General features: G+C 34.8%; 14 protein-coding genes. All 14 read left to right on the top strand.

Features of this window, described 5'->3' with window-relative positions:
• The first annotated feature begins 2 nt into the window (after nt 1-2).
• The 14 genes from AAEO59_RS02035 (at nt 3) to AAEO59_RS01970 (ending at nt 25023) form a co-directional block, all read left to right on the top strand.
• Nucleotides 3-1784 (top strand): hypothetical protein, encoded by a 1782-nt coding sequence (locus tag AAEO59_RS02035; protein WP_341699078.1) that lies wholly within the window; start codon nt 3-5, stop codon nt 1782-1784.
• Between the two features lie 81 nt (nt 1785-1865).
• The gene (locus tag AAEO59_RS02030; RefSeq protein WP_188219638.1) at nt 1866-2714 is read left to right on the top strand and encodes a DUF4861 family protein; all 849 of its coding nucleotides are present in this window, start codon (nt 1866-1868) and stop codon (nt 2712-2714) included.
• 176 nt (nt 2715-2890) lie between these two features.
• The gene (locus AAEO59_RS02025) at nt 2891-4468 is read left to right on the top strand and encodes a glycoside hydrolase family 28 protein (RefSeq protein ID WP_341699077.1); all 1578 of its coding nucleotides are present in this window, start codon (nt 2891-2893) and stop codon (nt 4466-4468) included.
• A gap of 84 nt (nt 4469-4552) precedes the next feature.
• Nucleotides 4553-6847, top strand: a complete 2295-nt coding sequence (locus AAEO59_RS02020; RefSeq protein WP_341699076.1) for a GH92 family glycosyl hydrolase — start codon at nt 4553-4555, stop codon at nt 6845-6847.
• A gap of 26 nt (nt 6848-6873) precedes the next feature.
• Entirely contained in the window at nt 6874-7860 is a 987-nt protein-coding gene (locus tag AAEO59_RS02015; RefSeq protein WP_341699075.1) for a family 43 glycosylhydrolase, read from the top strand.
• A 24-nt stretch (nt 7861-7884) separates the two neighbouring features.
• A complete protein-coding gene (locus AAEO59_RS02010) occupies nt 7885-10119 on the top strand; it encodes an alpha-N-acetylglucosaminidase (protein ID WP_341699074.1) in 2235 nt (744 codons plus the stop codon).
• Between the two features lie 2 nt (nt 10120-10121).
• Nucleotides 10122-11264, top strand: coding sequence for an acyltransferase family protein (locus AAEO59_RS02005; protein ID WP_341699073.1), 1143 nt, complete (start codon nt 10122-10124; stop codon nt 11262-11264).
• An 8-nt stretch (nt 11265-11272) separates the two neighbouring features.
• Nucleotides 11273-12349: a phosphatidylinositol-specific phospholipase C1-like protein gene (locus tag AAEO59_RS02000; RefSeq protein ID WP_341699072.1), complete on the top strand. Its 1077-nt coding sequence runs from the start codon at nt 11273-11275 to the stop codon at nt 12347-12349.
• Between the two features lie 4 nt (nt 12350-12353).
• On the top strand, nt 12354-15317 hold the full coding sequence (locus tag AAEO59_RS01995) for a glycosyl hydrolase 115 family protein (RefSeq protein ID WP_341699071.1): 2964 nt from the start codon (nt 12354-12356) through the stop codon (nt 15315-15317).
• 26 nt (nt 15318-15343) lie between these two features.
• Nucleotides 15344-17170: a metallophosphoesterase gene (locus tag AAEO59_RS01990; RefSeq protein ID WP_341699070.1), complete on the top strand. Its 1827-nt coding sequence runs from the start codon at nt 15344-15346 to the stop codon at nt 17168-17170.
• A gap of 22 nt (nt 17171-17192) precedes the next feature.
• The gene (locus tag AAEO59_RS01985; protein WP_341699069.1) at nt 17193-21224 is read left to right on the top strand and encodes a two-component regulator propeller domain-containing protein; all 4032 of its coding nucleotides are present in this window, start codon (nt 17193-17195) and stop codon (nt 21222-21224) included.
• A gap of 440 nt (nt 21225-21664) precedes the next feature.
• Nucleotides 21665-23236: an MFS transporter gene (locus tag AAEO59_RS01980; RefSeq protein WP_341699068.1), complete on the top strand. Its 1572-nt coding sequence runs from the start codon at nt 21665-21667 to the stop codon at nt 23234-23236.
• A gap of 151 nt (nt 23237-23387) precedes the next feature.
• On the top strand, nt 23388-24227 hold the full coding sequence (gene kduI / locus AAEO59_RS01975; protein WP_341699067.1) for a 5-dehydro-4-deoxy-D-glucuronate isomerase: 840 nt from the start codon (nt 23388-23390) through the stop codon (nt 24225-24227).
• 4 nt (nt 24228-24231) lie between these two features.
• Nucleotides 24232-25023: a gluconate 5-dehydrogenase gene (locus tag AAEO59_RS01970; RefSeq protein WP_341699066.1), complete on the top strand. Its 792-nt coding sequence runs from the start codon at nt 24232-24234 to the stop codon at nt 25021-25023.
• Nucleotides 25024-25031 lie beyond the last annotated feature (8 nt).

Raw genomic sequence — 25031 nt, 5'->3', positions numbered from 1 at the left:
AGATGAATCCTATTAGTCGTGGCGAATTTTTAAAACTAGGAAGTCTATCATTGCTTGGTGCATTGGTTAGCGACACTGTTTTGGCAAATGATGGATTTTTTAGTGCCGCGGCAACTAAGGTGGATGAAGCTTTGATGAAAAAACTCATTCTGCATAATGATGCTTTTGTGAAAAATATTTTTCAAAAACCTCTTGTAAATTCGGATGTTCGTTTGAGTAATTTTCGGCCTGTAGCAGCCGATATAGCCGCTATGACGGCTTCGGTATCTCACCAGAAATCAGAGTTTTATAAGTCTGAAATTGTAGTAGAACGTTTGAATCAGGCTGCTGATATTATGCTGAAAGGACAATACGGTGATGGTACTGTTGATGCCGGCGGAAACCGACAATCACCACCAGATACGGCTTTTGTTTTGGAATACCTTTGTTCGGCTGCGATGGTTTTGAAACACAATAAGCTAAAAAATTTAAATTCAGTAAAAGAGAAATTAAAGAAGTTTATTCAAAATGCCGGCGAAGCCATGATAACGGGCGGTGTGCATACTCCCAATCACCGATGGGTAGTAAGTGCCGCTTTAGCCAATATCAATTCGCTGTATCCAGATGTTAGGTATACTAACAGAATTGAGGACTGGTTGGCCGAGGGGATTTATCTTAATCAGGATGGACATTATTCAGAACGAAGCGGAATTTATTCGGCAGTTATAGACAAAGCCTTAATTACGTTGGCTCGTTTGTTAAATAAACCGGAGTTGTTAGACAAGGTTCAAAAAAACCTGACCACTACTTATTATTATACAGAAGCTAATGGTGATTTGGTTACAGTAGATTCCAGAAGACAGGATCAGTTTATGAATATTACGGTGTCTAAATTTTACTTGCAATACCGTTATATGGCTATTCATACTCAAAATCCAAAATTTGCTTATATGGTCAATCTTATCGAAAATATTCCTGATTTTGAGCAGGATGCTTTGGTAGAATTTATGACCAATCCGGAATTGCAACAGACTATTTTGCTTAAGCCTAAGATTAAAAATGATTTTGAAGAATTTTTTGCGGTTTCTAATTTAGCCCGAATCCGACGTGGAAATACATCGATAACGCTTTTTGGCGGAAACGACAAACCTGTTCTGATTGTATCAGGAAGATCATCAAACCCAAATTTCCTGATGTACCGAAAAGGAGATGCCATTTTGAAATACATGCGAATGTCATCTTCCTTTTTCAGAATGGGCTATTTCAGCAGTGATGGCATTGAAAAAGTGGGAAACAAATACATTTTGAGAGAAACCAAACAGGGCGATTATTATCAACCTTTGGCATCGGAATTTCAAAAAGCAGATGGCGATTATCAATTATCAGAATCGAAAGACGGACGATTTTGGAACAAAATGGATTTTGAACATAGAGTTGCGAGTAATGTCAAAAAACAAACTACGGTTATTGAAATTGAAGAAAATAACGGCAGTTTGAATTTGGATTTTAAAGTAGATGGTCCGCCAAATGTAGAAATTACAATCGAAATGTGTTTTAAAGAAGGAATTCAAATAGAAGGCGCAACATTGGGAGAAAAAGGAAATTATTTCCTGAAATCAGGTTTTGCCAAAGCAAATACGGGAACCGAAACAATTGACATAGGTCCCGGTTTAGTCGAACATCAAAACGTGAATAATTTAGATAGCGAAGAATATACCTATCATCAGGGAACTTTACGTACCGATGGCGTTCATGTGTATATTACCGGATTTACACCTTTTCATCATAAAATGACCATAGGTTAATTCTAAAATAAAACTTCGGGCATTGCAGAAAGTTTACTTAATTTTACGAAAATTAAGTTTAATCTATAAATAATTGAAATTATGAAATTATCATTTATGGCTGCTTTGCTGTTTGGAGGCATTTGTATCGGACAGAATAATACAGACAATAGTTTGTATATGAAAGCTGATAAAATAAGTTACCTGACAGATATTGGTTCTGAATCAGGAGATTTATACAGTACAATTGGTCATCATGGGCCAGCTGTAGAGAATGAATGGATGGCATTGCGAATTTATTTTAGTGATAAAGTAGCTATTGATGTTTATAATAAGGCCAAAAAAGGTTTGGAGTTGAAAGCCGCACATTGGTATCCAACTCCGGAACAACAAAAAGAAGGTTGGGGAGCCGATTATTATAAAGTAGGATCCACCGTAGGTTTAGGAGGAGTACGTCTTTGGGATGGTGAAAAAGTAGTTCCGTTGAATCCGGTAACGAATCGTTTGGCTCATGTAGGGAAAACGGAAAGCAGTTCTTATATGGAAATGATTTCCAGAGGAGTGCCTTACAAAGGGAAAAAAGTTGATATCAAAGTACGTGTTACGGTATTTTCCGGAAAAAGAGAAGCTAAAGTGGAAGCTTTTAGTTTGAATGGCGAAAAAGTACAGTTTGTAACCGGAGTGAATTATTTCAAAGGTTGCGGAACCAAGAAAGGAGCCAATTATATTGCCGTTTGGGGAAAACATCCGGAAGACGTAGCTGCTGAGATTGTAGAAGTGGGTGGTGCTATTAAATACAATCCGAAAGATTATGTAAAAAGTACCGATGACGGAACCCAATACTTATTGATTTCTAAACCAACGAAACATTTGGAAACGGAAGTGGTTTCGGCTTGCGCCAGAGAAAAGGAGATTAATAATTTGGATAAGTTAGAAGCTTACATGAAATAAGATCTACATAGTAGTGCTTATTTTTTGTGAGATTTTGAAATTTTGAATTACAAAAAATAGTGCACAGTTGATACATGAAAATCAATCGGTGTCAACTGTGCGCTTTTTTTTTGTCTTTTTTTAAAACGGAAATATTTTATAAATAATTGATTTTTAGTATTTTAAGTGAAAATAAAATGATAAAAGTAAAGTCGAAACTGTTTTATGTTAACATATTAGTAAGCTTTTTTCTGTTTGCTTGGAATAGTCCTGCACAAAATAAAGCCAAAGCTCTAAAAGAGTTTTTAATTACTAATTATGGAGCCAAAGCAGATGGGAAAACACTCAATACAGTCGCTATTCAAAAAGCTATTGATGCCGCTTTTAAAAGTAAAGGCGGGATTGTAGTTTTTCCAAAAGGGGAATTTTTATCAGGAAGTATTCAATTAAAAAGCAATGTGAGTGTTCGTCTGGAAGAAGGAGCTGTTTTATTAGGAAGTACCAATCCAAAAGATTATTATAAAATGGATTTTCCTGGTCGACCTGATTCTCCAAAGAAAGATGATAATTCACAAATTGCTTTAGTTTTGGCACATAAAGCAACGAATATAAAACTGTATGGTAAAGGAAAAATTGATGGACAAGGTTTGCAATTGGCTTTAAATATTGACAGTTTGCATCATGCCGGAATTGCGGTTGATCCTAATTATACGATTAAAAGAAACCGTCCAAATGAAACCATGAGACCGAAGTTGTTTCGTTTTTCTCAATGTGAAAATGTTGAAATTCAAGGTTTAGAAGTGGGTGCTGCATCCTGCTGGGGATTGTCTTTTGAATTGTGTTCGAATTTGATAATTGATAATTTAAAAGTGGTCAATCGTTCGTACTGGAATAATGATGGAATCGACATTACCGATTGTAAAAATGTAAAAGTTGCCAATTGTGATTTGAATACTGCCGATGACGGAATTTGCTTGAAATCCTATTATCCGGGATATGCTAATGATGGCATTTTTATCGCTAATTGTACGATAAAATCCAGTGCTAGTGCCATAAAATTTGGAACCGCTTCTTATGGCGGATTCAAAAATGTGGTTATAAAAGATATTCAGGTTTTTGATACGTTTCGTTCAGCTATTGCTATCGAATCTGTTGACGGAGCCGTTATCGAAAATATTGAAGTTTCTAATATTAATGCGGTAAATACCGGCAATGCGATTTTTATTCGAATAGGACAACGAAGCGGTGATAAAGCGGGAAGTATCAAAAATGTGAGTATTAAAAATATGAATGTACAAGTGCCTTTTGGACGTCCGGATATCAATTATGATTTAAGAGGTCCTGAAGTAGATTTTTTCCATAATCCGTTTCCTTCTTCGATTGTTGGGATTCCGGGTTACCAAATAGAAAATGTCAATCTTGAAAATATCACTATTTCTTATCCTGGAAGAGCGACAAAAGGAATGGCATATGTACCACTAAATCGATTAGATTCCGTTCCGGAAAAAATACAGGATTATCCTGAATTCTCCATGTTTGGCGAATTGCCGGCCTGGGCATTTTATGTGCGTCATGCCAATGGAATTCGTTTTAAAAATATCAAAGTTAGTTTAGACGATACTGATTTTAGACCCGCATTTGTTTTTGATGATGTTCAAAATCTGAATATGGAAAATATTGATTTACCGGAAGCTAAAAATGAACAAGTTGTTTTGGAAAATGTGACAGAATCCAAATTAGATTTAAAAGAAACGAATATAAAAACGATACCTTAAAAATTGCCTCAAGAATCATCAAAATTACACCCTTGTGGGAAGGGGAATTAATTTTGATGATTCTGAGAATTAAAAATAGAAATTATGAATAAACTCCGAAATGCCACTTTTATTTCTTTAGCACTGTTGTTACAGTGTTGGAATTTGAGTGCACAAAATCACCGTTTTGTTGATCCTATGATTGGCTCGGAAGGTCTTGGAAATGTTTTCATTGGACCCTCATGTCCTTACGGAATGATCAAACCGGGGCCCGATAATGATTTGCATGCCAATAGTGGTTTTACAACTGATATGTCGAAACCTATTTACGGTTTTAGTCAGGTGCATGTGAGCGGAACTGGTGGTGGAGCTAAGTACGGAAATGTTTCTATCATGCCTATTTCGGGTGATTTTGAAACCATCAAACAGGAATCGCTCCGTGAAAACGAAAAAGTAGCCTTAGGTTATTATGGTGCTTTATTGAAAAAATGGAATATTCAAACAGAAATTACGACTTCTGACAGAGCCGCTTTTTACAAATTTGTTTTTAATTCGAATACTAAAAATGCAATCAAAGTTGACTTAGGAAGATATCTGGATGAATCCATTATTCCTGATGGAAGAGAAGCGCAGCAATTCGTGGGGTCGCAGGTAGAAGTAATTTCAGATACCGAAGTTCGCGGTCATACTAAAGTTCGTGGTGGTTGGAATAACGGAAGTACTTATACGGTTTATTTTTCGGCAGTATTTGATCAGCCGTTTACCAATTTCTCTACTTGGAAAGGTGAGCAATTTTTTCCAAATGAAAAAAATCAGGTGGATAACGGGAAGAAAACCGGAGCAATGTTGTTTTTTGAAAGCTTAGCCAATAAAACACTGAATATGAAAATTGGAATTTCGTTCATCAGCAGTTTAAAAGCCAGAGATAATATCGATAAAGAAATTCCGCATTGGGATTTCAAAAAAGAATTAGCAGAAACCCAACAAAAATGGGAGAATTTATTGCAAAGAGTTGAGGTTGAAAAAGAAGCTTCTACAGAAAAGAAAACCATGTTTTACACGGGTTTGTATCATACGATGTTGATGCCGGTAGATCGTACAGGCGAAAACCCGCTTTGGGAAAATGATTCTCCTTATTATGATGATTTTTATGCTATTTGGGATACTTATCGTTCTTCAAGCCCATTAATTACACTTTTAGATCCTAAACGTGAGATTGATATTGTAAATGCGATGTTACAAATTTATAAACGCGATGGCTATTTGCCGGAAGCCAGAAGCGGAAATTCAAATGGACGTACACAAGGTGGTTCCAATGCAGAGGTAGTTATTGCAGATGCTTTTGTAAAAGGATTGGAAGGTATTAATTATAAGTTGGCATTGGATGCCATGTTGAAAGATGCCTTATTTCCTCCTGGTGGCAATGAAGAAAAAGAAGGTCGTGGCGGATTAGTTGATTATAATAGATTGGGTTATGTTTCTACCGATTATGTCCGTTCCGGAAACCGAACTTTAGAATATTCGTATAATGATTATTGTCTGGCAATTGTTGCCAAAGGAACGAAACGCAAAGGCGAATACTGGCGTTTTATCAAACAATCGGATAACTGGCAAAACCTTTGGAGAGATATTGAAGACAACGGTTCCAGAGGATTTATCATGCCGAAGGATTCCAATAAAAAATGGGTAGACAGTATTCAGTGTGCGGCTACTAATGGTAAAATTTCTTATGTGCCTTACACGCCTTTAGCGCAGGATTGGCCTAATTGTGTTTGCTGGTGGTGTGGTGTTTTTTACGAAGCAAGTTCTTGGGAATATTCACTTTCCGTTCCTCATGATGTGGCCATGTTAATTAAAAAAACAGGTGGGAATGAGGCTTTCAAAAAGCGCTTGAACACACTTTTTGATAAAGAATTTTATAATGTGGCCAATGAACCTTCTTTTTTGAGTCCGAATTTATACCATTGGATTGGTCGACCTGATTTGAGTAACGACCGCATTCATCAAATTATTGATAAAAATTACAACAGTTCCAGAAACGGAATCCCAGGAAATGATGATTCAGGGGCGATGTCTTCATGGTTGGCTTTTCACATGATGGGATTATATCCTAATGCGGGACAATCCTATTATCTGATTAATTCACCTTATTTCAAACAAACGGTAATTCATCAGGAAAACGGCAAGGATTTCACTATCAAAGCGAAGAATCTTTCGGATAAAAACAAATACATCAAATCTGTTTTGTTAAACGGAAAACCATTTGAAAATGCTTTTATTGAGCATCAGGATATTGTAAAAGGTGGTGTGCTGGAATTTGAAATGGGAGCAACGCCATCTAAAACCTGGGGAACAAAACAGCTTCCGCCTTCTAAATCAGACGAAGTAATTGAAGAATAATTTTATAGAAGATTAATATAATAAAGATGAAGAATTTGAAACTGGGTGTTTTTATTTTGTTGATGACTACGTTTTTGATTTCGTGTAAACTTCCTGTCAAAAAGGAAAATTTACAAGCAAAATCAAAAATCACAAACCCAATACTACCGGGATATTTTGCAGATCCCTGTATTGTAAAAGAAGGAGATACTTTTTTTATTTATGCCACTATTGATCCTTGGGGTGGAGAGGAACTGGCGGTGTTTTCAACAAAGGATTTTATACAATTTGAACGCCATCATTTAAACTGGCCAACGAAAAAAGCCTGTACAAGCCCGAATTCTAAAGATTCTATGGTTTGGGCACCATCGGTACGAAAAGCAGCAAACGGGAAATATTATATGTATGTTTCAGTTGGGAGTGAAGTTTGGGTTGGGGTGAGTAATACTCCGTTAGGGCCTTGGAAAAATGCCAAAGAAGACCAGTCGCCTTTGATTTCAGCAAAAGATTATCCTTTGGTACACAATATCGATGCCGATTGCTTTATTGATGATGATGGTCAGGCTTATTTGTACTGGGGTTCCGGATTTAATTGGGTAAATGGAACTTGTATGGCAGCCAAACTGAATTCGGATATGATTTCATTTGATGAAAAACCAAAAGCAGTTACGCCTAAAGATTATTTTGAAGCGCCTTATATGATAAAACGTTTCGGGAAATATTATTTAATGTTTTCGTCAGGTAAAGCAATTGATGCGACTTACAAAGTAGGATATGCTGTTGGAAATTCTCCTTTAGGACCATTTGAAACAGCCAAAAACAGTCCTATTCTGGAAACTACTGCAGATAGTATCACTTATGGTCCGGGACATCATTCGGTTTTCAAGGAAAAAGGACAGGATTATATTTTATACCACCGAATTCTTCCGCAAAAAGAAAAATATGTGTTGCGTCAAATTTGTATTGACAGTTTGAATTTTGATGCCAATCATAACATATTAAAAGTAAAACCAACTGGTATTTCCAGTTTCTAATCAGTATAATATAATTTTAAAAAGATGAAAAGGATCCTTGAACTAGCCATATTCTTTACTTTTTTTGTTTTTGAAACTGGTATTTGTCAATCAACAAAACCGGAGACAGAAATAAAGAATGCTTCGAGTCAGCTTATTACTCGTATTTTACCTAATCATGCTTCACAATTTAGTATCGAAATTGATTCTTCAGCAAAAGAGGATTGGTTTGAAATTGTTTCCAAAGGAGACAAAATTGTGTTGAGAGGAAACAATGGTGTTTCGGTTGCATCTGCATTATATTATTATCTCAATAATGTTACACATTGCCAAATAACATGGAATGGAACCAATTTGAATTTGCCTAAAAAATTACCAGCAGTTCCTAAATTGATTCATAAAAAAACACCTTACGAATACCGCTATTATTTGAACTATTGCACCTTTAATTACAGTATGAGCTGGTGGGACTGGAAACGTTGGGAAAAAGAAATCGACTGGATGGCTTTGCATGGAATCAATATGCCGCTTGCTATTACTGGAGAAGAATACATTTGGGACGAAGTGTATAAATCCTATGGTTTTACAGATGCAGATTTGGATACATTTTTCAGTGGACCGGCTTATTTTGGTTGGTTTTGGATGGGCAATTTAGACGGATGGGGAGGCCCTTTATCTAAAAACTGGAAAGAAACGCACCGTGATTTACAGCTTAAGATATTAAAAAGAGAACGCGAACTGGGGATGAAAACCGTTTTGCCTGCTTTTACAGGACACGTTCCAGCTTCATTTAAAAAGTTTTTCCCAAATGCGAAATTGAAAGCAACCAACTGGGAAAATGATTTTGAAGACACCTATATTTTAGATTCGAGTGATCCTTTGTTTGCCGAAATTGGGAAGAAATTCTTAGAGATGCAATCTAAGATTTATGGAACGGATCATTTGTATTCAGCGGATACTTTTAACGAAAATACACCTCCTTTAAGCGATCCTGCTTATTTATTTGATTTAAGCAAAAAGATATTTGAAGGAATGAAATCGGCTGATGAAAAAGCAGTTTGGGTCATGCAGGGCTGGCTTTTTTACAGCCACAGAGAATTTTGGGAAGCGCCACAAATCAAAGGATTATTGGATGCTGTTCCTGACGACCGAATGATTATTTTGGATTTAGCTGCCGAGATTGAACCGGTTTGGAAACGTACCGAAGCTTTTTATGGCAAACAATGGATTTGGAATATGTTGCACAATTTTGGTGGAAATATTTCGATGTTTGGTCGAATTGAAACCGTTGCCAATGCACCTGCAAAAGCTTTAAAAGATCCTAAATCAGGAAAACTAAAAGGTATTGGTTTAACAATGGAAGCTATTGAGCAAAATCCGGTTTTATATGAATTAATGACCGACAATACCTGGAGAGATACGCCAATAGATTTGAATTCTTGGTTGGCTAATTATACCTTAAATCGCTATGGCAAATCAAACGCTGATATTGCAAAAGCCTGGGATGTATTGGTAAAAACGGTTTATAACGGACAAGTAATTCGTGATGGTGCGGAATCGATTATTGTTTCCCGACCTACATTTGAGGGTTTCCGCCGTTGGGCGAGAACCAAACAAAATTATGCTTCAGAAGATTTATTACCGGCTTGGGATCTTTTCATAAAAGCAATTCCGGATTGCCAAAAATCAGATGGTTTCCAGTATGATTTAGTGGATGTTACCCGTCAGGTTTTGGCTAATTATGCATTGCCTTTGCAGCAGCAAATTGCCAAAGATTATCAAAACAATGACAAAGTAGCATTTGAAAAAAACGCAAAAGAGTTTATTGAATTGATAGATGATATGGATCAATTATTGGCTACGCGTTATGACTTTCTTTTAGGTCCATGGATTGCCGATGCTAGACGTTGGGGAATTGATGAGAAAGAAAAAGCGTTGTATGAGCAAAATGCCCGTGATTTAATTACTCTTTGGGGTGGAGCTAATAACAGATTGCATGAATACAGTAATAGGCAATGGAGCGGATTGTTTACTGATTTTTATAAACCAAGATGGCAGCAATTTTTTGCAGATGTAAAAGCCAATTGGGGAACTTTCAATCAGGAAAAATTTGATGAAAAAATTAAAGAATGGGAATGGAAATGGGTAAATGAGAGAAAAGATTTTCCGGTAAAAGCAAAAGGTAATCCAGTTGTGATTGCTAAAGCTTTGCATAAAAAATACCGCTCTCGCATTATACCTGTAACCGAAAAAATGGCGCCAATTAAATACGATTATTAACTATGGGAGCAATTTCTAACCAAAATTCCAATCGTTTCCTCTCGCTAGATGTGTTTAGAGGATTAACGATTTGTTTAATGATTGTGGTCAATACACCGGGAACAGGAGCCCATCTCTATCCTTATTTGGTACATGCCGAATGGTTTGGGTTTACACTGGCTGATTTGGTTTTTCCATCTTTCCTTTTTGCAATGGGAAATGCGATGAGTTTTTCGATGGGAAAAATGAAAGAAATGGCGTCTGATGTATTTTGGAAAAAAGTCATTAAGCGTACGCTTATTATGTTTCTTTTAGGATACTTAATGTATTGGTTTCCCTTTTTTCGTCAAGGGATTGATGGTATTTGGGAATTAAAACCTTTTGCCGAAACACGTGTCATGGGCGTTTTGCAACGTATTGCATTGTGCTATTTATTTGCGTCGGTAATTTTTTATTATTTATCAGAGAAAGCAGCAATCGTTTTGTCTGTAATTTTTCTGTTGGGCTATTGGGCCATATTATATCTCTTTGGACAGCCGGGAGCCGAACTGGAAATGGCTACAAATGCGGTGACTCGTATGGATTTATCTATTTTAGGAAACGGACATATTTACAAAAGAGACAGTATGCCATTTGATCCAGAGGGAATTTTGAGCACATTGCCATCGATAGTAAATGTAATTGCCGGTTTTATTGCCGGAGCATTTATTCAAAGAATAGGAAAAACATTTGAAGGGATAGCTAAATTATTGCTAGTAGGTTTTCTTTTAATGGCTTTGGCACGTTGGTGGGATTTGGTTTTTCCAATTTGTAAAAAGCTTTGGACTGGTTCTTTCGTGTTGTATACTGTTGGAATCGATTTATCAATTATGGCAGTTTTAATTTATTTGATTGAATTAAAACAAAAACATTTTGGTGTTGAGTTTTGTACCATTTTTGGCAAAAATCCTATGTTTATTTATTTGTTCTCAGAACTTTTCTTTACGTTATTGAGAATAATACCTGTAAATTCTGAACAAGATGTTTTTGAATGGTTTAGCGAAAGTGTCATTCAAACTGTCTTTCCGGGAAGTTTAGGATCTTTTGTTACGGCTATTTTGTTTATGCTGCTTTGTTGGAGTATTGGATGGTGGTTGAACAAAAAGAGGATTTATATTCGTATTTAATGTAAAATATGGCATCAAGAAATAAAATAGCGGCTTTGTTTTTCTTGACTTTTTTTTCATTGGTTTCTTTTAATGAAAAAAAACAAGACCCTGTAAAAATGAACCAAATTCAGGTGATTGGTAGTCATAATTCCTATAAAATAGCTATTGAAAAACCGCTCTGGGATTATTTGTATCAAAAAGATTCTGTTAGTGCCAAATCACTGCAATATACTCATATTCCCCTAGAAGCACAGTTGGATTTAGGCCTTCGAAATTTGGAGATGGATGTGTTGTATGACCCTAAAGGTGGTTATTATTCGAATCCAAAAGGTTTGACAATTGTAAAAACCCTGGGTAAAAACCCATTAGAATTTGATCCTGAAAAAAAGTTAGCGCAACCCGGATTAAAGATGTTTCATATTCCGGATATCGATTTTAGAAGTCATTATCTCCTTTTCAAAGAAGGATTGCAAGCCCTGAAAAAATGGTCAGATGAACATCAAAATCATTTTCCTATTTTTATATTAATTAATGCCAAAGACGGTATTAGTCAAAATCTGAAAGCGCCTTTACCATTCACAAAAGAAGCTTTAGAAAGTATCGATAGTGAAATTCGTTCCGTTTTTGACGATACACAATTAATTACACCCGATTTGGTAAGAGGAAATTTTGCTACTCTGGAAGAGGCTATTTTAAAAAATGGCTGGCCAGATTTAGAAAGTGTTCGAGGAAAGATTTTATTTGTGTTGGATGAAAATGAAATCAAGAATAATCGTTACATGGACGGTCATCCAAGTTTGAAAAACTGCGTTTTATTTATAAATGTTAAAGAAGGAACTCCAGAGGCAGCTTTTAGGATTGTGAATAATCCGGTAAAAGATTTTAATTATATCAAAGAGTTGGTCGCCAAAGGCTACATGGTTCGCACCCGTGCCGATGACGGAACAACCGAAGCCAGAGTAAATGATTATACTAAGTTTGAAAAAGCAAAAGCATCGGGAGCACAAGTAATTTCAACGGATTATTATGTTCCGTCCACGCTTTTTAAATCGTCTTACAAGGTGAGTTTTGAGAATAATCGTTTCGAAAGAATTAAAAAATAAAATCATGTTCAAAAATAAGTTTAATATCATTTTTCTAGTTTTTATTGCTCTTTTTGCCAATGTTGTAAAGGGGCAAAACAATGATTTTGCTATTGTTTCAGCCAATCAAAAAGCCGCTGTTTTAGTAGAAGAAAAAGAGCCAAAAGTGGTTCACATTGCAGCTAAAATTTTGGCTGATGATGTTTTTTCAATTACAAATAAGAGGTTGATAGTTTCGAAAAATAATTCTGAAATAACAATTATGGCGGGAACTATTGGGCAAAGCAAATGGATTGATAATTTGGTTTCGAAACAAAAAATTACTGTTGCTGATGTAAAAGGAAAATGGGAAACTTATAAAATTCAAGTTGTTGAAAATCCAACAGCAGCCATCAAAAAAGCATTGGTAATTGTAGGTTCTGACAGAAGAGCGACGGCTTACGGATTGCTGGAAATTTCCAGAATGATGGGGGTTTCTCCATGGGAATGGTGGGCTGATGTTACACCGGATAAAAAAGACAATCTGGTTTTAAATATTCAAACTAAAGTTTATGGTTCGCCATCGGTGAAATACAGAGGAATTTTTCTAAACGATGAAGATTGGGGATTGCAGCCCTGGGCTGCCAAAACATTCGAACCGGAAACGGGGGATATCGGACCTAAAACTTATGCGAAAGTTTTTGAACTGTTGTTGCGTTTGAGAGCCAATACGATTTGGCCAGCGATGCACAAAAGCACCAAAGCCTTTTATTCTTTTCCAAAAAATAAAGAAGTTGCTGATGATTATGCTATTGTTATTGGAACTTCACACGCAGAGCCGATGTTGAGCAACATTAATGCGGAGTGGAACCACAATACGATGGGGGAATACCGTTATGATACGAATTCAGGGGTGATTAAAAATTTCTTTAAAAAGAGAACTAAAGAAACAGCTCCTTTTGAAAATATTTACACCATCGGAATGCGTGGCGAACACGATTCGCCAATGATTGTGGGGGAAGACGATTCGGATGCACAGGTAAAATTATTGGAACAGGTGATTACCGACCAAAGAGCGATTTTGAAAAAGGAAACCAAAAAAGAACCGAACAAAATTCCGCAGGTATTTATTCCTTATAAAGAGGTTTTGGATTATTACCAAAAAGGACTAAAACTACCTGAAGATGTGCAATTGGTTTGGACCGATGACAATTACGGTTACATCCGTCAGTTGAGTAATCCTAAAGAACAAAAACGTCCTGGAGGAGCAGGGATTTATTATCATACCTCGTATTGGGGACGTCCTCATGATTATTTATGGCTGAATTCATCCAATCCGGTTTTGATGTGGGAAGAAATGGAAAAAGCATACGAATTCCAGTCTCGTGATTTATGGATTTTGAACTGTGGCGATATCAAACCTCATGAGTACAATATCGAATTATTTTTGGATATGGCCTGGGATATGACTCCTTTTGATAAAAGCCAAAGTGTAAAAACACATATGCAGAACTGGGCTTCGAGAGAATTTGGAACACAAAACGCTAATTCGATAACTGATTTGTTTTTTGATTATTATCACTTGGCTTTTCAGCGTCGTCCAGAGTTTATGGCTTGGAATCAGGTAGAACCGGAAACAAAGTCAAAACCAACTGAACTGACTCAAATTCATTACGGAGATGAGGTTTCTAAAAGAATAGATGCTTACCAAAAATTAATGGATACTGCCGAGAAATTGAAAACGGCTATTCCGGCGAATCGTCAAGATGCTTTTTACGAATTGATTGAATATCCAGTTATTGGCGCAGCCAGTTTAAATCATAAATGGTTGTATTCGTATAAAAATAAATTTGTTGCTGAACAGGGAAGAGGTAGTGCTGCATTTTTTGCGAAGAAATCAGCAACAGCTTTTGAAAGAATTCAGAAAGAAACCCAATATTTTAATAACGAATTGGCCGGCGGAAAGTGGAAGCATATCATGAGTATGTCGCCACGATTTTTGCCCGTTTTTGATCAGGCTACGTCAACGAATGCTGTTGCAGGAAAGAAGCCAGAATTGAAATTAGCGTTAGAAAGTTATGAAATGGAAGTCAATCACAGAACCGAGAATTCCTATGCCGATGTGTTGCCGGTTTTTAATGCTTATGTGAAGAATCAGTATTATATTGATGTTTTTATGAAAGGCGAGGGAACGGTAAATTGGCAGGCGAAACCGAAAGCCGATTGGATTAAAATTTCGCAACAAAATGGGACTTTAGATAGCAAGGAAAGTAATCAACAACGTCTTTGGGTAAGTATTGACTGGGATAAAGTACCAAAAGGCGAAAATAAAAAAGAAGCACCTTTAGGGCATGATTACCAATTGATTCCGCCAAGTTATAAGGTGAATTCGGCAATAGAATTTGTTAGTCAAGATACTTTAATCACTGTTGGAGTGAGTGCTTTTAATCCGAAATTTGCTGAACTTGAAAATTACAAAGGTTTTGTAGAAGACAAAGGTTATGTTTCGATAAATGCGGTGAATTATTCGAATAAAAAAGATGGTGTAACCGCTAAATGGGAAACTTTTGAAGGTATTGGTTATGCCGGAAAAGTGAGTGTGGCTTTGCCTCGAACAGCAAATTCGGAAGTAGATTTGAAATCTATAAAAAATAACAGTCCTGTAATGGAATATGATTTTTTTACCTTTAATTTTGGAGAGGCTAAAATAAATGTACAGGTTGTTCCTACTCATGCTTTTTATGAAGGAAAAGGAGTGCGATGTGCGGTAGCCATTGATGATGCTGAGCCGGTTATTTTGAATTTTCAAACTTTTGGACGTAGTGATGAATGGATGCAAAATGTGTTGAAAAATGCTGCTGTAAAATCGGCGAAACAAATTGTTAATAAGGCCGGAAAACATACTTTGAAAGTTTGGATGGTCGATCCGGGAGTAATGATTGATCAAGTTTTAATTGATTTAGGCGGATGGAAAGATTCGTATGCTTTCCCACCGGAAACTAAGATGTAAATATGGGAAAAAAGCAGAAGAATATTTTGAAGCATATAGTTGTAAGTTTTTTTGTTTGTTTAAGTTTTATAGGAATTGATGTTTTTGGTCAATCTAAAATTAAAAACACGCAAATTGCCTTCTTATCTGATGTTCATTTGCTTGATTTGTATGGCGGATTTTCAGATTCTGATTATAAAGGAATTCGAAATCCTGCCGATGGGAAATACACTTTGTTACGAACAATGAAATCTCAGTTAGAATCCACCCGATTGTTCAACGAAAATTATTTTGCTTTTATTGCTGCTTTGGAAGATGTTGTAAAGCGTAACATAAAAATAGTAGCACTTCCCGGAGATTTTAGTGATGATGGTCAGCCATTAAATATCAGGGGATTAAAGAAAATATTAGATGAGTATTCCAATAAATACGGCATTCGTTTTATAATTACTACCGGAAACCATGATGTGGCCAAGCCTTATTTGACAGATTCCGGAAAAACTGATTTTTTAGGTAAAGACGGTAAGAATCAGGTAATCATGAGTAAGGATGGGATGTATAAATCTAAAACGGATGATGAACTCCCGGTAGTAATTGCCAAAGATATCGGGACAATGGGTTATGCTGAGGTTTTGGATGAATTAAAAGATTTTGGTTTTTACCCTAAAGCAACCGATTTGTATTGGGAAACACCTTTTACAGCATATACTCCTGAAAAATATAGTTTTCAATTGGCTATGGAAAATGCTACAATTGAAAAAAGAAAATATGCTATACCGCCATATCAAAATCCGATTCCTGATTTAAGTTATCTAATTGAACCTGCTGAAGGCGTTTGGCTATTGGCTATTGATGGCAATGTTTATATCCCAAAAGAAGAAGCTAAAAATCATCCTGAAAATTCGGCTAATTATAATAGCCCAAATGTTGGCTATAATCAGGTTTTAACCCATAAAAAACACTTGATAGATTGGGCAGCTAAGGTTGCCAAAGAGGCGAAAAAAAGAGGAAAAACGCTTATTGCCTTTAGTCATTACCCGATGGTGGATTTTAATGATGATGCTTCGCCAATGATGAGAAAATTATTTGGGGAAGAGAAGATGCAATTGCATAGAGTTCCTGTAGAAGAAGTGAGCGCTCTTTTTGCAGAAGCGGGAATCCAACTCCATTTTGCCGGACATATGCACATTAATGATACGGGAGTTAGGAAATACAAGAACGGGAAAGCCTTGTTTAATATTCAGATTCCGTCATTGGCGGCTTATATTCCGGGATATAAAATCCTGACGCTTCACAATAAAAACAAAATGGAGATTAGTACGGTGACAATTGATTCGGTTCCGGGATTCAAAACCCTTTTCCCTTTGTACGAACAGGAATATGGTTATTTGAAAACTATTGGTGACCCTGATATTTGGGATAAGGGTATTTTAAATGCTCAAAATTACCGTGAATTTACTAATTGGCATCTGAAGGAATTGGTTAGAGTTCGATTCCTAAAAAAAGATTGGCCAGCAGAATTGAAAGGTTTTCTGTTAAAAGCTACTGCCAAAGAGTTGTTTGCTTTCGCTAATGTTTCACCTTCGAAGCAACTGGAATTTAATAATGAGCATTGGACTGGTTTTGATATGATTTTCGATTTTTACCGTTTGTATTCAGCTGATGAATTGGCGTTGAAAGATATTGGGAAAAATCGAATTCATCAATATAAAAATATTATTGATTCTTGTATAGCGCATTATAAACAAAATATAAAGCCAACTGTAAATGAAACTTCATTTTATGAGTTTTGTTCCATCTTTAAAAGTTTTCTAAATGGTGCGCCATCAGATAATTTTATCCTAAATTTGAGGAAGAATTCCATTTCAAATTAATTCTGCTATAAATTATTTTTCCATGAAATTTAAACTAACCCTAATTTTCATTTTTTTATTTTCAATGTTCAGTAGTATAGGACAGAATATAAAGTTTGAACATTATAATGAAAATAATGGGCTTTCTTATAATTCCGTTAGACATATTGTTCAGGATAAAAATGGTTTTATTTGGTTAGGGACTTTTTTTGGACTCAATCGTTTTGACGGCTATCAGTTTAAACCTTACATGAGTGCCGAATTTGGAAAAAATAAAATTTTCAATGATGATATTACAGCATTAGAACTCGATGAGGCATCAAATAGCCTGTGGATAGGAACTAGAAAAGGGCTTACCCTGTTTAGAATGGATACGCATGTTTTTAGTACTTTTTTTAACGAAAAAACCAATCCATATAGTTTGCCTGAAGACGAAATTAGATCGGTTCATGTAGATAAGTTTAAAAGAGTTTGGGTGGGAACAATGAATAAAGGTTTGTCGTATTATTCGCCTACGGATCAACGATTTTATAAAGTTAATATTAAGGGTTTTGAATATATTAAAGCTATTTTTCAGGATAGAAAGGGTAATATATGGGTAGGAAGTTTTGGTAAAGGTTCTATTGCTAAAATTATTCTGGGGACTAAGGGGGAAATTTTAAAAGTGATTACTTACACGTTGAAAGTTCCCAATTCGAATCTTAAAAATCCTTATGTGAATTTTATTTATGAGGATTTTAAATCAGATATTTTTGTAGGTACTCGAGAAGGTTTATATAAATTAAATAAATCTCAAAATACATTTGAAAACCTCTATATACAAGATGGGATTTTAAGAAATAAGTTAGGTCCCTATTTTATATCGATTGCACGTGGTCCTGATGGGAAATATTGGTTAGGAACTTTAGGAGGACTTTTGGTTTGTGACCAATTAGAAGACGTTGCAACGGGTAAATTTCAAAGGTATTTTTCTAAACTGACGGATGATAATTCTTTGGTAGGGAATATTGTGAATTCCCTATATTTTGATAAGTCGGGTATTTTATGGATTGGTACCGAGGATGGTTTGGATAAGTATGACCCATATGGAAATCAATTTAAAATTAGCAAGGACATCTCTTTGTATAATGATAATCAAAAACCAAGTATAAGAGGTTTTGCAAAAACCTATGATGGAAAAGTAATAGTTGCAACAAGATATAATGGTCTTTTTATTTCCAGAGATAAAGCTTTTGCTCCGTTATATAATAATTCTAATGATATAGCGAGTATTTATTCACGTGATGGTAAAGTTTTTTACTGTGGATTATGGAACGGAAAAATTTTGGTTTATAATTATTTAAACAATAGTTCCAGATTAGTTGATATAGGAATTAAGAATTCTCCTTTGATTTCTTTTTTAGTAACCGACGAAAACACCTTAGTGGCTGGTTCTTTTGGTGAAGGAGCCGTGATTTTAGATGCCAAAACATTTCAGATTAAAGTTTCAAGAGGTAGTTTATTGCCCGATTTTCAAATTAATAAAATAAAGATTGATCGATTCAAGAATTTGTGGTTTGCCACCGAAACCGGAGTGGCAAAGTATAATATAAAGACCAGAAAAATCAAAGTTTATTTAGAGGCACCCCATAATAAAGCAGGTTTACCTGCAAATCATGTTAGTGATATTTTAATTGATGATAATGGAGATATTTGGGTAGCAACAGTAAAAGGCCTAGGATTTTATGATGCAAAAAAAGATCAATTTCTGCCTGTTTTAGAACCAAAAGATCTTCATGGTAAATGGATTACCGATTTAGAAATGGATAATGATGGTTATTTATGGTTGAATATTAATAATAACAGTATTGCAAGATTTAAGAAAAAATCAAAGAAAATAAATGTTTATTATGTTGACAGCGGTAACCGATTAGATGTTTTTAGTTCGAAAGGTTTTTTTAGCTTAAATAATTCTACGATATATCTAGGAGGGAAAAATGGTGTTATTTATTTCTCAGCCGATAAAATTAAAGAGAATAAAGTAGCTCCACCACCAATTATTACTGAATTTAAAGTACAAAATGAAGAGGTTACTCCTGGTTCAGAAGTTAATGGGCAAATTCCTTTTTTTAAGGATATTAACATCTATAAAGAAGTAGAACTTAATTACGATAATCGCAATTTTTCAATTCAATTTTCTACACCATCCTATAGTAATGAAAGCCTTAATATATATGAGTATATGTTAGAGGGGTTTGATGAAAAATGGATTACGACAACAAGTTATGCCAGAACTATTCAGTATACGAACTTGAATCCTGATGATTATGTTTTTAAAATAAGAGCAAGAAATAGCGACGGTATTTGGAGTAAAACGACAGCCTATAAAATTACTGTTTTGCCACCTTTTTGGACTAATACTAAGATTTTTCTTTTATTAGTTATGATACTTACTGTTGCATCGTATTATGTTAGAAAAGAAATTAAATCCCGAATTAAATTACGACAAGCACTTCTTTTAGAAAGAGTAAAAAGAGATAGTGATGAACGTTTATCAAATGAAAAATTACAATTTTTTACTAATATTTCTCATGAGTTAAGAACTCCCTTGACATTAATATTAGGTCCTGCGAAACAATTATTAGAGCAAAAAGATGATTTTGAATATGATAGAACAAAATTGCATTTGATTTATCAAAACGCAAGCCGATTATTGTTGTTAGTAAATCAGATTTTGGATTTTAGAAAGGCACAATCAGGAAAGTTGAAATTAAAAGTTTCTAAGACAGAAATTGTTGCTAATACTCAAACAGTTTTTGATTCCTTTACACAATTGGCCTTGGAAAAAGAAATTAACTTTAATTTCAATTGTGAATTAGAAAGTCTTGAAGGTTGGATAGACGTTGATAAGTACCATAAAATACTATACAATTTGCTTTCAAATGCTTTAAAATTTACTAATAATTTTGGTACGGTAGATTTATATGTTGGTACTAAAGAAGAAGATGGCGAAAAGAAACTTATTGTTGAAGTAGGTGATAATGGAATAGGAATTCCTCTAGAAAGTCAGAAAAAAATATTTTCCAGATTTTATCAGGTGAAAACCAGTAAAAAGAATAATACCGGATCAGGAATTGGTTTGTCATTAGTGTTATCATTGGTTGAAGTTCATAGAGGAATTCTGAATTTAAAGAGTGCTCCTGCTCAAGGGAGTGTTTTTACTTTAGAATTACCAATTTCTAAAGAAAGTTACAAGAAAGATGAGGTTTTTGATATCGAGTACAAAGAGGAAGAGGTGGGTTATGTGGCCGAAGAGAAGATAAAAAGAGGTCATCAAAGTACGGAACTTAAACAAAGTGTTTTAGTTATTGAAGATAATGCCGAATTGCGTTTTTTTATAGTTGAATATTTATCTGAATTTTATAAGGTTTACCAAGCTGAAAATGGAGACGAAGGATTGAATCTTTGTAGAAAAATAAAACCGGCACTTTGTGTGGTTGATGCAATGATGCCTGTTATGGGAGGATTCCAGTTTGTAGAAGCGTTAAAAAATGATGATGATATAAGTCATACTGCATTAATTATGCTTACAGCATTATCTGAAAATGAAAATAAGATTAAAGGTTATAATTTAGGGGTTGATGAATATATGGTAAAACCATTTGATCCTTCCTTATTAAAAACCCGTATTGATAATATTATAAGAACCCGAACTGAATTAAAACAGCGTTTTTCTGGTGAAATTGAAAGTGATGTTTCTTCTTTAACGCATTCCCAATTAGATGTTGATTTAATTTCAAATATTACCGACTTGATTGAGAAAAATATTAGTGATCCTGAACTTACGGCTAACTTCCTGTGTTCTGAATTAGGGATGAGTTCGTCTAAATTATATCGAAAAATTAAACAATTAACGGATTTGTCACCTAATGAGTTTATAAGAACGGTACGTTTGAAAAAAGCCGCTCAATTGTTAAAATTAAAAGTGAATAATGTTTCGGAAGTGGCTGATAAGGTGGGATTTAATGATCCGTTGTATTTTAGTAGATGTTTTAAAAAGCAATTTGGTTACTCACCTAGTAGATTGATTAAGTAATTGTTTTGTAAGATTTGAGGATTTCGGTGTTTGACTTTTATATATTTCTTTATTCAAATTCCTATTTAACGAATATTCAATAAAAATCATTTTTTGGCATAATTTTGGTTTGTCGAGTTGGCTGATTTTAGAATTTAATACATAAATTAGCGGAAGTTAAATTTTAATGTCTAATTTTTAAAGTAATTTCTATTTTATGTTAGATTTTTAAAATTTTGAATAAAATTGTTGCGATTCGATTATTAAGAATTATATTTGTGCAATCGATTACATTTAAGGTTGCATTTTTAAATGTATTCGTGTTAGTCGATAATCAATGATGTGTTGCGCTTTATTTTTTGGATATAGCGCTAATTTTTTTGTCTTTTTCTATAACGATTTCGGTAGAAAAAATAATAAAAAGAATACTTAACATTAACTAAATAAATAAAATTATTATTATGAACCAAACAAACAAAGCTGTTGGAAACTATCGTTGGACAATTTGTTCATTATTGTTTTTTGCAACAACTATTAATTATTTAGACAGACAGGTTCTTTCTTTAACATGGAGTGATTTTATTTCTCCTGAATTTCATTGGACAAATAACGATTATGGGAATATTACTGCTTTATTTTCAATATTTTACGCGGTATCTTTGTTATTTGCAGGGAAGTTTGTTGACTGGATGGATACAAAAAAAGGATTTCTTTGGGCAATTGGAGTTTGGTCTATAGGTGCTTGTTTGCATGCATTTGCCGGTATTGCAACTTCTGGTATCATTACAGGTAATTGGTTTGTTGGTTTTGGTGGTGCTAAGGAAGTTATTGAAACAATCAGTGATACTGCCTTAGTGATTAATGTGAGTGTGACTTTATTTATTTTTGCTCGATTTGTATTAGCAGTAGGTGAGGCTGGAAACTTTCCGGCAGCGATTAAAACTACAGCCGAATATTTTCCTAAAAAAGACAGAGCTTTTGCTACTAGTATCTTTAATGCTGGGGCAACTGTTGGGGCTTTAGCTGCACCTATTACAATTCCGTTTATCGCTAAATCTTTTGGGTGGGAGATGGCATTTATCATTATTGGTGCATTAGGTTTTGTTTGGATGGGCTTTTGGATTTTTATGTATGATAAGCCAGAAAGACATTCTAAGGTTAATGCTGCAGAATTAGAGTATATTCAACAAGATGTTGTAGCTGATAGTAAAATTGAAGGCTATGTTCCAGAGACAACTGCTAAAGTTTCGTTGAAAGATTGTTTTAAATACAAACAAACTTGGGCATTCGCTTTTGGTAAATTTATGACAGATGGGGTTTGGTGGTTCTTTTTGTTTTGGACGCCTGCTTATTTAAGTTCTGTTTATGATATGGATTCTACTGAGGCAGCGTTTCCTTTGTTTATTTTGTATGTGATTACCTTATTATCTATCATTGGAGGTTGGTTGCCAACTTATTTTGTTGAGAAAAAAGGAATGAATCCATATGAAGGAAGAATGAAAGCGATGTTGATTTTCGCATTTTTTCCTCTACTGGCCTTAGTGGCACAACCATTAGGTTATATTTCTTACTGGGTTCCGGTTATTATTATTGGTATTGCGGGTGCTGCTCATCAAGCTTGGTCTGCTAATATCTTTACTACGGTAGGAGATATGTTTCCTAAGAAAGCTATTGCTACCATTACAGGTATTGGTGGTTTAGCTGGAGGTTTAGGTTCTACTTTAATTAATAAAGGTTCGGGTGTTTTGTTTGATTTTACCCAAAGAAATTGGAGTATGATTAATGGACAGTCATTATTAGAAAAATATCCTCAATTCTTAAATTCAGATGCTGAGAAAGCATTTTTGAAAGAAAAGGGAGTTGCTAATATTGGAGAGTTTTTGAAAATGTTATCGGAATCTGGGGATACTGTGGTTAATGGAATAAATTCAGGATATATGATAATCTTTTCTATTTGTGCTGTTTGTTATTTGATAGGATGGATGGTTATGAAATCATTAGTGCCTAAATATTCACCTATTACAGATTTGTAGTAAAAAATTATAAAAGTTCTCTTGTTTGAAATTCAAGAGGGCTTTTTTTCTTTTTTTAACTTTTTATGGATAAGTTGTTTTCATAAAATATAGATGTAAAATAAATTAAATTTATACCTTTGTAATCGATTACACTAAATACAAAATAATTATGACAAAATATAGTTCAAGATATGCTTCGAGTCCTAAGGCAGTGAAAAATTATGATACAAAACAATTAAGAGAGGAGTTCTTGATTGATGATTTAATGCAGGAAGATGAAGTTGTATTAGTTTATTCTCATTATGACCGATATATTGCAGGTTCAGCGGTTCCTGTAAATAAAGAGTTGGTTCTTGAGACCATTGATCCACTTAAAGCACCTTATTTTTTAGAAAGAAGAGAGTTAGGAATCATTAATGTTGGAGGAAATGGTTCTGTTATTGTTGAAGGTGAAGCTTATGAATTAGGTTTTAAAGATGCTTTATACGTAGGTGCAGGAAATAAAGAAGTAGTGTTTAAAAGTGCGGATGCTAAAAACCCAGCTAAATTCTATATTAATTCTGCTCCGGCACATACGACTTATCCAACTGTAAAAGTTAGTTTAGCTGAAGCTAATAAATTACATTTAGGTACTATGGAAACGGCAAATCACCGTACAGTAAACCAAATGATTATCGGAAGTGTGGTAACTACTTGCCAATTGCAAATGGGAATGACCGAGTTAAAACTAGGTAGTGTTTGGAATACTATGCCTGCTCACGTACACGATCGTCGTATGGAGGTTTATTTTTACTTAGATATTCCGGAAAATCAGGCTGTTTGTCACTTTATGGGTGAGCCACAAGAAACAAGACATATCTGGATGAACAATCATCAGGCGGTAATTTCTCCACCATGGTCAATCCACTCAGGGGCAGGAACATCTAATTATACTTTCATCTGGGGAATGGCAGGTGAAAACTTAGATTACGGAGATATGGATGTTTGTAAAATCACTGATTTAAGATAATAAAATGACAAATTTATTTGATATACAAGGAAAAGTTGCCCTTATTACAGGAAGTACACACGGACTGGGGATGGCAATGGCTAAAGGATTAGGTCAGGCCGGAGCAACGATTGTTGTAAACGGAAATTCTTCTCAGGAAAAAATTGATGCTGCTGTAGCTGAATTAAAAAGCGAAGGAATCAATGCTGTTGGTTATAAATTTAATGTAACTAACGAGCAGGAAGTAAAAACTGCAGTTGCTAAAATAGAAACAGAAGTTGGGCCTATTGATATTCTAATCAATAATGCCGGAATTATCAAAAGAATTCCATTATTAGAAATGGAAGTTGAAGATTTTAGAGAAGTAATTGATATTGATTTAGTGAGTCCGTTTATTGTTTCTAAGCATGTTGCTAAAGGAATGATTGATAGAAGAGCTGGAAAAATCATTAATATCTGTTCAATGATGAGTGAGTTGGGTAGAAATACAGTTTCTGCTTATGCTGCCGCAAAAGGTGGTTTGAAAATGTTGACTAAAAACATGGCTACAGAATGGGCTAAATATAATGTTCAAATCAACGGAATTGGACCTGGATATTTTGCTACAGAACAAACAAAACCAATTAGAGTTGACGGGCATCCGTTTAATGATTTTATTATTAGCAGAACACCGGCTGCTAAATGGGGTGATCCAGGAGATTTAGCGGGAGCAGCTATCTTTTTGTCTTCTAAGGCAAGTGATTTTGTAAATGGTCACATTTTATATGTTGATGGTGGAATTTTGGCTACCATTGGTAAACCATCAAATGAAGATTAATATTTTAA

Origin of the sequence: Flavobacterium flavipallidum, from assembly GCF_038289905.1 — a bacterium.
Lineage (GTDB): Bacteria > Bacteroidota > Bacteroidia > Flavobacteriales > Flavobacteriaceae > Flavobacterium > Flavobacterium flavipallidum.
Note: the sequence above shows the minus strand (reverse complement) of the source record. Positions and strands in the feature narration are given on the sequence as shown.